The 13,112-nt window shown below is 40.1% G+C and carries 10 protein-coding genes, 17 tRNA genes and 1 rRNA gene; 26 read left to right on the forward strand and 2 right to left on the reverse strand.

The features are described from left to right. Position 1 precedes the first annotated feature (1 nt). The 18 genes from rrf to MP387_RS01960 all read left to right on the forward strand — a co-directional run bounded on the left by rrf (position 2) and on the right by MP387_RS01960 (position 1,620). Positions 2-117 (forward strand): 5S ribosomal RNA (rrf, locus tag MP387_RS01875). 4 nt (positions 118-121) lie between these two features. Then, positions 122-194: transfer RNA gene (locus tag MP387_RS01880), tRNA-Val, on the forward strand. Between the two features lie 2 nt (positions 195-196). Beyond that, positions 197-269, forward strand: a tRNA-Asp gene (locus MP387_RS01885). Between the two features lie 24 nt (positions 270-293). Further along, a tRNA-Lys gene (locus MP387_RS01890) sits at positions 294-366 on the forward strand. 5 nt (positions 367-371) lie between these two features. Further along, positions 372-453 (forward strand) — tRNA-Leu (locus tag MP387_RS01895). Between the two features lie 12 nt (positions 454-465). Continuing rightward, a tRNA-Thr gene (locus MP387_RS01900) sits at positions 466-538 on the forward strand. Between the two features lie 27 nt (positions 539-565). Continuing rightward, positions 566-637, forward strand: a tRNA-Gly gene (locus tag MP387_RS01905). Between the two features lie 7 nt (positions 638-644). Next, positions 645-730, forward strand: a tRNA-Leu gene (locus MP387_RS01910). An 11-nt stretch (positions 731-741) separates the two neighbouring features. Further along, a tRNA-Arg gene (locus MP387_RS01915) sits at positions 742-815 on the forward strand. Positions 816-830: 15 nt separating this feature from the next. Beyond that, positions 831-904: transfer RNA gene (locus tag MP387_RS01920), tRNA-Pro, on the forward strand. Positions 905-909: 5 nt separating this feature from the next. Next, positions 910-983 (forward strand) — tRNA-Met (locus MP387_RS01925). A gap of 13 nt (positions 984-996) precedes the next feature. Further along, a tRNA-Ile gene (locus MP387_RS01930) sits at positions 997-1,070 on the forward strand. Between the two features lie 11 nt (positions 1,071-1,081). Further along, positions 1,082-1,171, forward strand: a tRNA-Ser gene (locus MP387_RS01935). 11 nt (positions 1,172-1,182) lie between these two features. After that, positions 1,183-1,256 (forward strand) — tRNA-Met (locus MP387_RS01940). A 3-nt stretch (positions 1,257-1,259) separates the two neighbouring features. Next, positions 1,260-1,332, forward strand: a tRNA-Phe gene (locus MP387_RS01945). Positions 1,333-1,348: 16 nt separating this feature from the next. Continuing rightward, positions 1,349-1,419 (forward strand) — tRNA-Gly (locus tag MP387_RS01950). A gap of 33 nt (positions 1,420-1,452) precedes the next feature. Continuing rightward, positions 1,453-1,526, forward strand: a tRNA-Ile gene (locus tag MP387_RS01955). 6 nt (positions 1,527-1,532) lie between these two features. After that, a tRNA-Ser gene (locus MP387_RS01960) sits at positions 1,533-1,620 on the forward strand. A 74-nt stretch (positions 1,621-1,694) separates the two neighbouring features. Here MP387_RS01960 and birA read toward each other — a convergent pair. Both birA and MP387_RS01970 read right to left on the reverse strand, forming a co-directional pair. Continuing rightward, positions 1,695-2,630 carry a bifunctional biotin--[acetyl-CoA-carboxylase] ligase/biotin operon repressor BirA gene (gene birA / locus MP387_RS01965; RefSeq protein WP_242747271.1) on the reverse strand — a complete coding sequence of 312 codons (936 nt, stop codon included), beginning with the start codon at positions 2,628-2,630 and terminating at the stop codon, positions 1,695-1,697. Beyond that, entirely contained in the window at positions 2,627-3,487 is an 861-nt protein-coding gene (locus tag MP387_RS01970; RefSeq protein WP_242747273.1) for an AraC family transcriptional regulator, read from the reverse strand. Before MP387_RS01970 ends, birA begins: the two co-directional genes overlap by 4 nt. A 107-nt stretch (positions 3,488-3,594) precedes the next feature. On the opposite strand from MP387_RS01970, the gene MP387_RS01975 reads away from it, so the two are divergent. The 8 genes from MP387_RS01975 to MP387_RS02010 all read left to right on the forward strand — a co-directional run bounded on the left by MP387_RS01975 (position 3,595) and on the right by MP387_RS02010 (position 13,107). Continuing rightward, entirely contained in the window at positions 3,595-5,757 is a 2,163-nt protein-coding gene (locus MP387_RS01975; protein ID WP_242747275.1) for an alpha-galactosidase, read from the forward strand. Between the two features lie 34 nt (positions 5,758-5,791). Further along, positions 5,792-7,042, forward strand: a complete 1,251-nt coding sequence (locus MP387_RS01980) for an extracellular solute-binding protein (protein ID WP_242747277.1) — start codon at positions 5,792-5,794, stop codon at positions 7,040-7,042. An 18-nt stretch (positions 7,043-7,060) separates the two neighbouring features. Further along, positions 7,061-7,933 (forward strand): carbohydrate ABC transporter permease, encoded by an 873-nt coding sequence (locus tag MP387_RS01985; protein WP_242747278.1) that lies wholly within the window; start codon positions 7,061-7,063, stop codon positions 7,931-7,933. 16 nt (positions 7,934-7,949) lie between these two features. Further along, positions 7,950-8,783, forward strand: coding sequence for a carbohydrate ABC transporter permease (locus MP387_RS01990; RefSeq protein WP_242747280.1), 834 nt, complete (start codon positions 7,950-7,952; stop codon positions 8,781-8,783). 206 nt (positions 8,784-8,989) lie between these two features. After that, the gene (gene gtfA / locus MP387_RS01995) at positions 8,990-10,432 is read left to right on the forward strand and encodes a sucrose phosphorylase (protein WP_242747282.1); all 1,443 of its coding nucleotides are present in this window, start codon (positions 8,990-8,992) and stop codon (positions 10,430-10,432) included. Positions 10,433-10,563: 131 nt separating this feature from the next. After that, positions 10,564-11,757, forward strand: coding sequence for an O-antigen ligase family protein (locus MP387_RS02000; RefSeq protein WP_025170970.1), 1,194 nt, complete (start codon positions 10,564-10,566; stop codon positions 11,755-11,757). 144 nt (positions 11,758-11,901) lie between these two features. Further along, positions 11,902-12,339, forward strand: a complete 438-nt coding sequence (locus MP387_RS02005) for a MarR family winged helix-turn-helix transcriptional regulator (protein ID WP_242747285.1) — start codon at positions 11,902-11,904, stop codon at positions 12,337-12,339. Between the two features lie 3 nt (positions 12,340-12,342). After that, positions 12,343-13,107: a nuclear transport factor 2 family protein gene (locus tag MP387_RS02010; RefSeq protein WP_242747287.1), complete on the forward strand. Its 765-nt coding sequence runs from the start codon at positions 12,343-12,345 to the stop codon at positions 13,105-13,107. Positions 13,108-13,112: the final 5 nt, after the last annotated feature.

Below are 13,112 nucleotides of genomic sequence, written 5' to 3' on the forward strand. Positions count from 1 at the left end.
GTTAAGTGACGATAGCCTAGGAGATACACCTGTACCCATGCCGAACACAGCAGTTAAGCCCTAGAACGCCGGAAGTAGTTGGGGGTTGCCCCCTGTGAGATATGGAAGTCGCTTAGCTTGAGGGAGTTTAGCTCAGCTGGGAGAGCATCTGCCTTACAAGCAGAGGGTCAGCGGTTCGATCCCGTTAACTCCCATAGGTCCCGTAGTGTAGCGGTTATCACGTCGCCCTGTCACGGCGAAGATCGCGGGTTCGATTCCCGTCGGGACCGTTTAAGATAACGGAAGTTATTTTAGACTCGTTAGCTCAGTTGGTAGAGCAATTGACTTTTAATCAATGGGTCACTGGTTCGAGCCCAGTACGGGTCATATTTGCGGGTTTGGCGGAATTGGCAGACGCACCAGATTTAGGATCTGGCGCTTAACGGCGTGGGGGTTCAAGTCCCTTAACCCGCATAATAGAAATCAGCCGGCTTAGCTCAGTTGGTAGAGCATCTGATTTGTAATCAGAGGGTCGCGTGTTCAAGTCATGTAGCCGGCATTTTTTTATATAGAATAAGAGGTCGATGCGAACGTAGTTCAGTGGTAGAACACCACCTTGCCAAGGTGGGGGTCGCGGGTTCGAATCCCGTCGTTCGCTTAGAGAGGCCGGGGTGGCGGAACTGGCAGACGCACAGGACTTAAAATCCTGCGATTGGTAACGATCGTACCGGTTCGATTCCGGTCCTCGGCATATAATGATGAGCACCCTTAGCTCAACTGGATAGAGTACCTGACTACGAATCAGGCGGTTAGAGGTTCGACTCCTCTAGGGTGCATTTTTTTATTTAACGCGGGAAGTAGCTCAGCTTGGTAGAGTACTTGGTTTGGGACCAAGGTGTCGCAGGTTCGAATCCTGTCTTCCCGATTCATGGCGGTGTAGCTCAGCTGGCTAGAGCGTCCGGTTCATACCCGGGAGGTCGGGGGTTCGATCCCCTTCGCCGCTATATTGATCTTGTTGGACCTTTAGCTCAGCTGGTTAGAGCTCTCGGCTCATAACCGAGTGGTCGTAGGTTCAAGTCCTACAAGGTCCATTGTAAATAATGGAGGATTACCCAAGTCCGGCTGAAGGGAACGGTCTTGAAAACCGTCAGGCGTGTAAAAGCGTGCGTGGGTTCGAATCCCACATCCTCCTTTTTATATTAACGCGGGATGGAGCAGCTCGGTAGCTCGTCGGGCTCATAACCCGAAGGTCGTAGGTTCAAATCCTGCTCCCGCAATTTGGCTCGGTAGCTCAGTTGGTAGAGCAATGGATTGAAGCTCCATGTGTCGGCGGTTCGATTCCGTCTCGCGCCATATTTTATTTTATTAAGCGGGTGTAGTTTAGTGGTAAAACTACAGCCTTCCAAGCTGTTGTCGCGAGTTCGATTCTCGTCACCCGCTTTGAACGAAAGTTCATACCAAGTTTTTGAACTTGGGCGCGTAGCTCAGGTGGTTAGAGCGCACGCCTGATAAGCGTGAGGTCGGTGGTTCGAGTCCACTCGTGCCCATTAATAGGAGAATTACTCAAGAGGCTGAAGAGGACGGTTTGCTAAATCGTTAGGTCGGGTAACCGGCGCGGGGGTTCGAATCCCCCATTCTCCGTACGATAAGAGCTGCTGGGCTCTTTTTTTGTAAGCTGATCCCCCTTCTAAATCGTTAAAAGGGGGATTTGTTTATTACCAACTTGTTAGTGATATTTCTCCGCTATTTAGCCAGATAGTATGTTTATCTTCAAGTTCGACTTGAAGTTGGCCGGATTCTGAGATTTCTTTTGCAAGACCTTTTTTCAATTTTCCATCTAGCTGGAAGGTAACTTCTTTTCCAAGAACGATTGATCTTTCTTTATAGATATAAAGTAGTTCATCTGAATCCGTATTGTAGAAACAATTCCATATTTCGCTGATGAGCTCATTACGACTAATTGCTGCAGGTGGCATAAATAGGCTGCCTGCTTTTTCTTTTAGGTCATCTGGGAAGTCTGCTATAGAAAAATTTATACCAAGTCCGATAATGACGTCTGTAACCAAGCCTGTCTCAACTGATGTCATCGCTTCGGTGAGGATTCCTGCTATTTTTTTATTTTTGAAGTAGATGTCATTTACCCATTTGATATCTACTTCTATCATAGTTAGATTTTTAATGGCTTTGCAGACTGCAGCTGCCACAAGAAGAGTATAGGATGGGAGTTTTTCATAGGGAAGGTTTGGTTGAATATGCAGGGACATATAGATACCTCCCTGAGATGGAGAATAGTAGGGCCTCTGAAAGCGGCCACGACCTGCTGTTTGACAGGTTGAAAGATAGAGTGTATTTCCTTGGTTTCCAGCTTCAATCCCTTCTTTTGCATCTGTTTGGGTTGATTTGGTCTCAGGTTTGTAGCGAATGGTTAAGTTGGTGTTCTCTTGAATCAATTCTGGCAATATCAAATCGCCTTGAATAAGCTTGTAGCCTCTATTTTTGATACTGTCAATTTCTAGGCCATCTTGTTGAAGACGTTGGATCGCTTTCCATATAGATGTACGGCTTAAATTCAGTTCTTCTCCGATTTTTTCTCCGCTAACATAATCGTTTTCTCTAGCTAATATTTGGTAGACTAGTTGGTGTGATTTCATTGATTTTCCTTTCTAGCTGAGAGGGAATGAGAGTATTCTTTTCGAGTTTGACTAGGTGTTTTATGAAAAAACTGCTTGTAGGCTTTTGAGAAATGTAGTGGATCTGAAAAACCCACAGAATACGCAATGACTTTTATCGTTTCATTGGTGTGTTCTAGTAACTGTTGCGCACGCTTCATTCGAACGAAAAGTAAATATTCCTTTGGAGAGAGTTGGTGAAATTCTTTAAACACACTAGTTAAGTAACTTCTATGAACCGATAGCTCTTTTGCTAAATCTTGAATGGTGAGCGATTGTGGATAGTGACTATCAATTAATCGTTTGCAGTCAAGATAGAGCTGGTGGGTTGATGAAATATTCTCTTTTTTCTGATTGGGAGCAATCGTTCCTAGATGAAACATTAGTTCATGGAGTTGTCCCATGATGTGGAGTTGAGCCAATTCATTAGATTTTGTAATCTGAGCAAAGCGGACAATATCTGAGATGAGTTTTGCAGTTGTCTGTGTATGACAGTTATTTGACTGGATGAGGTAAGATTGGTTAGAAATTTGAGATAGAGCAAAGTAGTCAGGTGCCCTCCCTCCAGTGATCCCCAACCAGTAGTAAGCCCAAGGATCCTGGTTATCTGCTTGATAGAATGTTAATTCATCTGGTTTTAGTAAAAAGAAATCTCCTGTCTTTAAATCAACAATTTTACCCTTATAATGAAATTGACCTTTTCCTTTAGTAATGTAATGTAGAACGTATGTGTCACGAATAGCTGGGCCAAAAGAATAGTTAGGCGTGCATTCTTCATAACCGTAGAAGCTAAGAGAAAGATCAATTGTTCCAGTCTGGTATTCTGAAAAAACGAGCATGGGCCACCTCCTACCTAACATTTTACCATACTTTAGAGACATTTTTCTATTTTAGAAAGCGCTTTTATTTGCTAAAATTTTATCAGGAAATCGATGAGGTACAATTTATGGGAATTCGGATAGAGAATAATCTATTTTACGTTGAGAGTAAAGGTTTAAGTTTGATTATTGAAAATAGGGATGGGTTCTTATTATTAAAACATCTAGGAAAGACTATTAAGAACTATAGAGGGGCTAATAGTGTTTACGAACGCGATCATGCTTTTTCTGGTAATCCCATAGCTACCAATCGAACCTTTAGTTTGGATACGCAACGTCAGATTTTTGGACAACATGGTTTGGGTGACTTTAGAAAACCAACTTTACAGATTCAACATGATGCAGCTGAAGTAACAGACTTTCGATTTGTAGAAGCAAAGATTTTAAAAGGTCAGAATGGTCCACAGGGCTTACCTTCTCCTCACAGCATGGATGCTACAGAGACGCTTGCCTTTATTTTAAAAGATCCTCAAGCTAAACTTAGTCTGACTTTGTATTATACTGCTTTTGATAACGATGCGACAATTGCTAGTTATAGCAAATTGGAGAATAATAGCAATCAGGAAGTTGTCATCCATAAGGACTTTTCTTTTATGGCTGATTTTCCTGCTGCAGCTTACGAAATACTAACTCTGCAGGGAGCTTATGCTCGTGAAAAGACTGTCCGACGTCAACAGGTAGAGCAAGGAATCTTTTCGATTAGTTCGAACCGTGGAGCTTCTGGGCATGCTCAAACACCAGCTCTTCTATTATGTGATCAAGGAGTTACAGAGGATGCTGGGAATGTGTTTGCTCTACAACTGATGTATAGTGGAAACTTCGAAGCTTTTGTCCAAAAGAATCAACTGAATGAAGTTCGGGCGGCTATTGGCATTAATCCAGAAAATTTTTCTTGGAAGTTAAATCCTGAGGAAAATTTTGAAACACCGGTAGCTTTAGTGACCTATTCAGATAAGGGATTAACTGGTATCAGTCATGAAAGTCAGAATTTTGTACTTAAGCACATTATGCCAAGTAAATTTTCTAAAAAAGAGCGTCCAATTCTAATCAATAACTGGGAAGCTACCTACTTTGACTTTCAGAAAGAAAAACTGTTAGAACTAGCTGATGAAGCTAAGAAAGTTGGAATTGAACTTTTTGTATTAGATGATGGGTGGTTTGGTAATCGCTTTGATGATAATCGTGCTTTAGGTGACTGGCGTGTTAATGAGGAAAAATTGGGTGGAAGTCTAGAAAGTCTGATTTCAGCGATCCATGAAAGAGGTTTGCAGTTTGGGCTTTGGTTAGAACCTGAGATGATTTCTGTTGATAGCGACTTGTATCGTAAACATCCTGACTGGGCTATTCAGGTTCCAGGTTATGAGCATACCTATTCTCGAAATCAATTAGTACTTAATCTTGCTAATCCTCAGGTAGTAGAATATTTGAAAAATGTCTTAGATGAACTCCTCTCTCATCATGATATTGACTACATCAAATGGGATATGAACCGCAATATCACTAATCTGGGGAATGGTTTAGTTTATCTGGAAACTCAGATGCAGTCTCATCAGTACATGCTGGGGCTTTACGAACTCGTTTCTTATCTGACAGAGAAACACAGTCATATTCTCTTTGAGTCCTGCTCTGGTGGTGGTGGACGAAATGATCTTGGTATGATGCGTTATTTCCCACAGGTCTGGGCTAGTGATAATACTGATGCTATTGCACGTTTACCAATTCAATACGGCTCTTCCTATCTCTATCCAACCATTTCTATGGGGGCTCATGTGTCAGCAGTACCAAATCATCAGATGGGACGAATGACACCATTGGAAACTCGTGGTCATGTAGCCATGATGGGAAATCTGGGTTATGAGCTTGATTTGACAAGTTTATCAGATGAAGAGAAGGCTGAGATTGCTAATCAGGTGAGCTTATATAAAGAATTGCGACCAGTAGTCCAGTTGGGAAATCAGTATAGGTTAATCAATCCCAATGCTGAATCCAATGAAGCAGCTCTACAATTTAACTATGGAAATCAAACGATTGTAACCTATGTCCGAGTCCTGTCAGTTGTGGAAACAATGGAAACCACCTTGAAACTGAAAGATTTGGAGGTGGAAGGGCTTTATGAGCTGGAAGGGACAAACATTGTTTATTCGGGTGCAGAGCTCATGTATGCAGGTTTAACTGTTACCCTATCACCAGGAGATTTTTTAAGTAGACAGTATAAATTCAAAAGACTATAATAAAAGCGTATAAATTTATCAAGGAGGCATTCCAATGAAATGGTATAAGAAAGCAGGTATTCTTTTAGTAGCTGGGGCAAGTTTACTAGGCTTAGTGGCTTGTGGTCAGAACAATCAATCAGCTGATGGTAAAGTAACGATTGAGTTTTTTAACCAGAAGACCGAGATGGCAGATACCTTGCAAAGGATAGTGGATGATTTTGAAAAGGAACACCCTAATATTGATGTGAAGCTGACTACAGTACCTTCAGCTGGAATTGTTCTAAAGACTCGGATTTTATCAGGAGATGTTCCAGATATTATTAATATCTATCCTCAAAATATGGATTTTCAGGAGTGGGCAAAGGCAGGCTATTTTGCAGATATGACAGGAAAACCCTATCTTGAGAACATCAAGAATGACTATGCCGAAAAGTATGCGATTAATAATAAAGTTTATAGTGTGCCTTTAACGGCCAACCTTTATGGAATCTATTACAATAAAACGAAGTTTAAAGAATTAGGACTTGAGGAACCGAAGACTTTTAAAGAGTTTCAAGAGATTGTTAAAAAGATAAAAGATAGTGGAAATTCTCCGTTTGCGGTTGCAGGCAATGAAGGCTGGACATTAAATGGTTACCACCAACTTTCTCTCATTACCCTTACGGGTAGTGGAGACGCGGCTAATAACTATCTTCGCTTTTCAAAACCAAACGCAATCTCTGCAGATGATGCTATTTTAAAAGCAGATGCAGAACGACTCGATTTATTAGCAGATAATGCTCAAGATGGTTGGCGTGGTGCCTCTTATAATGATGCGGTGGTAGCATTTTCGAGTGAAAAAGCCTTGATGATGCCACAAGGATCATGGGCATTAGCCGCAATTAATCAACAGGATCCAAAATTTGAGGTGGGGATGTTTGCTTTTCCTGGAGAAGAAGTAGGAAAAGAAGTCACTGTTGGTGCAGGGGATATGGCATTATCAACTTCAGCTACTACCAAACACCCTAAGGAAACCGAAGAATTTATCAGCTATATGACTAGTCCAAAAGCTATGCAGTCATACTATGATGTAGATGGATCACCTGTTGCGGTAAAAGGCATACAGGAAAAAGAAGATTCAGCGCTTGCAGCTATTTCTAAACTGGCATTTACGGACAAACATTATGTTTGGTTGGGCCAACGCTGGAACTCTGAAGAAGACTTTTTTAATCTAAGTGCAGGTTACCTGATGGATAAAAATCTGAAAAATATGGCAAACAATCTCAATGCTTTCTTTAATCCAATGAAGGCAGATTTGGACTAGAATAGGAGTTAAGATGATATGGCTATTCGAAAATTTTTAAATAAATACTGGGGTTGGACATTTTTGCTTATCCCGCTTGCTTTACAAGCTATCTTCTTTTACTTTCCAATGGTACAAGGCGCTTTCTATAGTTTGACTAACTGGACTGGATTGACCTATAATTATAAATTTGTTGGTTTAAATAACTACAAATTGCTGATGATTGATGGGAAATTCTTCACAGCCATAGCCTTTACTTTGATTTTAACTCTGGCATTGATTGTTGGAGAGATTACAATTGGGATGGTTGTGGCACGAGCCTTAAATTCTAAGATGAAAGGACAGACCTTCTTTAGAGCTTGGTTCTTTTTCCCGGCTGTTTTGTCTGGTTTGACAGTTTCCTTGATTTTTAAACAATTTTTCAACTATGGTCTTCCAACGATTGGAAAAATTTTAGGGATTGGTTTTTTACAAGAGAGTCTATTGGGGACACCAGTCGGAGCGGTAGTGGCAACTATTTTTGTTCTTCTATGGCAAGGAGTAGCAATGCCAATTATTCTCTTTCTTGCTGGTCTTCAGAGTATTCCAAATGATATTTTAGAGGCAGCATCAATTGATGGTGCAACAAGTAAACAAACCTTTTGGAAGATTGAATTACCCTATTTATTGCCAACGATCTCAATGGTTTTTATCTTGGCTCTTAAGTCTGGTTTGACAGCCTTTGACCAAATTTTTGCGTTGACGAGTGGTGGTCCAAATAATGCTACAACGTCTCTTGGACTTTTAGTCTACAATTATGCTTTCAAGAGTAATCAATATGGATATGCGAATGCAATTGCCTTGATTTTATTCTTAATTATTGGAATTGTTTCTATTATCCAAATCAAGCTATCAAAGAAATTTGAAATCTAATAGAGGAGTCCTACACATGAAAAAAGAAGAAAAATTGAATCAGTTTTGGAAATACGTCCTCTTGATAGTCGGTGGTATTCTTATACTTGTTCCTTTGTTGGTAACAGTGTTTAGTTCTTTCAAAACAACTAAGGATATCATGAATCATTTCTTTAGTTTGCCCAATCCTTTTACGTTGAGTAATTATGAACGATTGATTTCGGATGGAATTGGAGGCTATTTCTGGAATTCAGCAGTTATTACGGTGTTATCATTGATTGTAGTAACTTTCTTTATACCAGCTGCAGCTTATTCCATTGCTCGAAATATGTCCAAGAAAAAAGCCTTTGCAATTATGTATTCGCTCTTGATCTTAGGGATATTTGTTCCATTTCAGGTGATTATGATTCCCATCACAGTTATGATGAGTAAACTCGGCCTAGCAAATATGTGGGGGCTAGTAATACTCTACCTAACTTATGCTATTCCACAGACTCTCTTCTTGTATGTTGGTTATATAAAAATCAGTGTACCAGATAGTTTGGACGAAGCTGCGGAAATTGATGGGGCTGATCGTTTTACAATTTATCGTCGAATCATTTTTCCAATGTTGAAGCCCATGCATGCGACAACTTTGATTATCAATGCTCTCTGGTTCTGGAATGACTTTATGTTGCCACTCTTGATTCTGAATAAGGATTCCAAGATGTGGACTTTACCTCTCTTCCAATACAACTACCAAGGTCAGTACTTCAATGACTATGGCCCAAGTTTTGCATCTTATATTGTGGGAATTGTAACGATAACCATTGTCTACCTCATCTTCCAAAAACATATCATTTCAGGAATGAGTAACGGGGCAGTGAAGTAAAAAAGTGCTTAGGGAATTTATAATTCCATACATAGAGGAACAGTTCAGCTTGTTTACAATTCTATGTAGAAAACAAGAAAGTAGTACTTAGTTACGTGCAGTCTATATTAGTACGAGTTCGATGTGAACAAAAACCTAAAAATATCTTTCATTTACGAAGCCAGGTCATATAAGACTTGGCTTTCATCAGAAAAAGGAGACCATATATGACCATTCAAAATAAAACTATGTTGATTACTTACTCAGATAGTCTTGGAAATAACCTTAAAGACTTGTATGAGAATTTGGAAGAACATTTTGGCGATGCTATTGGGGGAGTGCACCTTTTACCATTTTTCCCGTCAACAGGTGATCGTGGATTTGCACCAGTTGACTATGATGAAGTGGATCCAGCGTTTGGTGATTGGGAGGATGTTAAGAGTTTAGGTGAGAAATATTATCTTATGTTTGACTTTATGATTAATCATATTTCTCGTCAATCGAAATATTATAAGGACTATCAAGAAAAAAATGAAGCTAGTGAATTTAAAGATCTCTTTTTAAACTGGGATAAGTTTTGGCCGGAAAATCGTCCGACACAAGCTGATGTAGATTTAATTTACAAGCGTAAGGACCGTGCACCAAAGCAAGAGATTCTTTTTGCAGATGGTTCAGTAGAACATTTGTGGAATACTTTTGGTGAGGAGCAGATTGATCTTGATGTGACCAAAGAAGTAACGATGTCATTTATCCGTAAGACGATTCAACATCTAGCAAGTAACGGGTGTGATTTGATTCGTCTAGATGCCTTTGCTTATGCAGTGAAGAAATTGGATACCAATGATTTCTTTGTGGAACCAGATATTTGGAATTTATTGGACAAAGTTCGAGATATCGCTGCTGAGTATGAGACAGAGCTCTTACCTGAGATTCATGAACACTATTCGATTCAGTTTAAAATAGCGGACCATGATTACTATGTTTACGATTTTGCCCTTCCAATGGTGACCCTTTATACTCTTTACAGTTCCAGAACAGAGCGTTTGGCTAAGTGGTTAAAGATGAGCCCGATGAAGCAATTTACGACACTAGATACCCATGATGGGATTGGAGTGGTGGATGTCAAGGATATCCTGACCGATGAGGAAATTGACTATGCTTCAAATGAGCTCTATAAGGTTGGAGCGAATGTCAAACGTAAGTACTCTAGTGCAGAGTATAACAATCTAGATATCTACCAAATCAATTCAACCTACTATTCTGCGCTTGGAGATGATGATGTCAAGTACTTCCTCGCTCGTTTGATTCAAGCTTTTGCGCCAGGCATTCCTCAGGTTTACTATGTGGGTCTATTAGCAGGAAAAAATGACTTGAAATTATTAGAAGAAACCAAAGAAGGTCGAAATATTAATCGTCATTACTATAGCAATGAGGAAATAGCAGAAGAAGTTCAACGTCCTGTGGTGAAGTCTCTTCTCAATCTATTTTCTTTCCGTAATCGGTCAGAGGCCTTTGACCTAGAAGGGACTATTGACATTGAAACACCAACAGCTCACAGCATTGTAATCAAACGTCAAAATAAAGACAAGTCCGTAACAGCAGTAGCAGAAATTGATTTGCAAAGTCAGACCTATCAAGTAGTGGAAAACGGCAGAAACATTCAATTCTAGTGCTATATTGATGATAGAATTTTTTGTGGTGAAAACGTGTTCATTGTTCCCAAATGACGGAAAAAATGGTAGAATATAAAGATAGTTTAGCATTTATCTTCTGGAGAAATCCAGAACAGAAAGGATCCGTTTTGAAATCAATTGGATTACTGGATAAGATAAGAGGGCTTTCGAAAAAAGATTTCTTTTTGTATTTGATGATCATAAGTATCTTTTTACCTTTTTATTTGTTCTTAGCGCTCTTTGCTTTATATTTGATAGGTTTACTTGTTACTGGGGAGATGAAGGGAATTATCAAAGGATTGGCCAAACATCCTGTACTTCTCTTTTTTATTGCCTACAGTAGTATCATCTCTATCGTCGCCAAGAACTGGCTTGGATTGGTTGCATCTTTACTGATGTTTCTCTTCCTCATTTTCTTTAGCTTCTACCAGAAACGTCTGACACATGCTTTCTTTCGACTGATACTGCAGACAATCTTGTTTGGTAGTGTGCTCTCTGCTGTTTTTGCTACTTTGGAGCATTTCCAAATTGTAAAGAAATTTAACTACGCCTTTCTTTCGCCCAATATGCAAGTGTGGCACCAGAACCGTGCAGAGGTCACCTTCTTTAATCCTAACTACTATGGGATCATTTGTTGCTTCTGTATCATGATTGCCTTTTATCTCTTTACAACGACGAAGCTAAGATGGTTGAAAGTCTTTTGTGTGCTAGCAGGTTTTGTGAATCTATTTGGTTTGAATTTTACGCAAAATAGAACAGCCTTTCCTGCCATCATCGCTGGGGCCATCATTTATCTCTTTACAACCATTAAAAACTGGCGCGCCTTCTGGCTCAGTATTGGTGTTTTCGGGATTGGACTTTGTTTCCTCTTCTCAAGCGATTTGGGTGTCCGTATGGGAACCCTAGATTCTTCAATGGAGGAGCGTGTTTCAATCTGGAATGCGGGTATGACTTTGTTCAAGCAAAATCCTATCTGGGGTGAGGGTCCGCTGACCTATATGAATTCTTTCCCGAGAATCCATGCACCATACCACGAGCACGCGCATAGTCTTTACATCGATACTATTTTAAGTTATGGTTTGATTGGAACCATTCTCCTATCCATTTCTTCAGTTATCCCGGTTCACATGATGATGGATATGAGTCAGGAGTCTGGTAAACGACCAATTATCGGTCTTTATCTCTCCTTCCTGACAGTAGTCGCTGTACATGGAATTTTTGACTTGGCTCTCTTCTGGGTTCAGTCAGGATTCATCTTCTTGCTGGTTATGTGCAGTCTACCACTGGAACATCGAACCTTGGTGTCCGAAATGACAGATTAAGTTAATAAATAGTGAAGATCTTCTACTTTAGGTAGGAGATCTTTTTTTGTTGGTGAAAATTATTTCTAAATCGAAATAGTTGACAGATGGAACGAGAGGTGTTACAATAAAAACAATTCGATATAGAAACAAATTGGAGAGGTCATGAAAGATAGTCATTTGGTAGCCCATCATATTCGTTTGTTAAATGGGCGGATTTTTCAAAAGTTACTGAGTCAGGATCCTGAGGCTCTTTATCGGAGTGAACAGGGTAAGATTTTAGCGGTTTTATGGAATAGTGAGACAGGTTGTGCTACGGCGACAGATATCGCGCTTGCGACTGGTCTCGCGAATAATACGCTGACGACTATGATTAAGAAACTTGAGGAGCAAAACCTGGTCATCATTAGTCCATGTGGAATAGATAAGAGGAAGAAGTATGTCAAATTGACAGAGCAGGGTTGGTCCCAGAAAGAAGTTGGCTATCGTATCAGTCAAAAATTGGATGCAATTTTTTATAAAGGATTCACTGAGGAAGAAATTCGCCAGTTTGAAAGTTATCAGGAACGCATCTTAGCAAATTTAAAAGAAAAAGAGGCATAAATCATGTCAAAACAAGTTGAAAATGCACAAAATCTATATATTCATGCTATTCAAGACGGACGAGTTGCTGAGGCTCAAGCTCAGTCTGTAGGGGATACTTATATCCAACACTCGACAGGTGTGCCAGATGGGAAAGAAGGGTTTGCGGCTTTCTTTGCAAATTTCTTTGAGCGCCATCCCGAGCGTGAGATGAAAATTGTTCGCACCATTGAAGACGGCAATCTGGTCTTCGTCCATGTTCATCAATATCTCAATGGCGGAGAAGCGCAATGGGTGACGACAGATACTTTCCGTGCGGATGAGAATGGTCGTATCGTGGAGCATTGGGATGTCATTGACTACTATCGTGCTCCAGAAAATGGACAATTAGATCAGATTTTTGGTGATTTTGAAATCACAGATTTGGATAAGACAGCAGAAAATAAAAAGTTAGTCCGTCGTTTCTTGACAGAAATCTTTCAAAACGGCGAACTAGAGCAGTGGAATGATTATGTGGCAGAAGATTTGATTCAGCATAATCATGAGATTGGCCAAGGAAGTCAAGCTTACAAAGACTATGTTACAGAGCACAGGGTTACTTTCGACTTTGTTTTCCAGCTTTTGGGACAAGGAAATTATGTGGTCAGCTATGGACAGACTCAGATAGATGGGGTGCCTTATGCCCAGTATGACATCTTCCGTTTGGAGAATGGCTTGATTGTGGAGCATTGGGATAATAAGGAAGTCATGCCTAAGGTAGAAGACTTGACTAACCGAGGAAAATTTTAAATTGA

This window comes from Streptococcus oralis (assembly GCF_022749195.1).
Taxonomy (GTDB): domain Bacteria; phylum Bacillota; class Bacilli; order Lactobacillales; family Streptococcaceae; genus Streptococcus; species Streptococcus oralis_CI.

Excerpts from the sequence above, each read along its gene's own strand:
- birA (WP_242747271.1), bottom strand. The coding sequence starts at position 2,630 with ATGAAATCACACCAACTAGTCTACCAAATATTAGCTAGAGAAAACGAT.
- MP387_RS01970 (WP_242747273.1), bottom strand. The coding sequence starts at position 3,487 with ATGCTCGTTTTTTCAGAATACCAGACTGGAACAATTGATCTTTCTCTT.
- MP387_RS01975 (WP_242747275.1), top strand. The coding sequence starts at position 3,595 with ATGGGAATTCGGATAGAGAATAATCTATTTTACGTTGAGAGTAAAGGT.
- MP387_RS01980 (WP_242747277.1), top strand. The coding sequence starts at position 5,792 with ATGAAATGGTATAAGAAAGCAGGTATTCTTTTAGTAGCTGGGGCAAGT.
- MP387_RS01985 (WP_242747278.1), top strand. The coding sequence starts at position 7,061 with ATGGCTATTCGAAAATTTTTAAATAAATACTGGGGTTGGACATTTTTG.
- MP387_RS01990 (WP_242747280.1), top strand. The coding sequence starts at position 7,950 with ATGAAAAAAGAAGAAAAATTGAATCAGTTTTGGAAATACGTCCTCTTG.
- gtfA (WP_242747282.1), top strand. The coding sequence starts at position 8,990 with ATGACCATTCAAAATAAAACTATGTTGATTACTTACTCAGATAGTCTT.
- MP387_RS02005 (WP_242747285.1), top strand. The coding sequence starts at position 11,902 with ATGAAAGATAGTCATTTGGTAGCCCATCATATTCGTTTGTTAAATGGG.
- MP387_RS02010 (WP_242747287.1), top strand. The coding sequence starts at position 12,343 with ATGTCAAAACAAGTTGAAAATGCACAAAATCTATATATTCATGCTATT.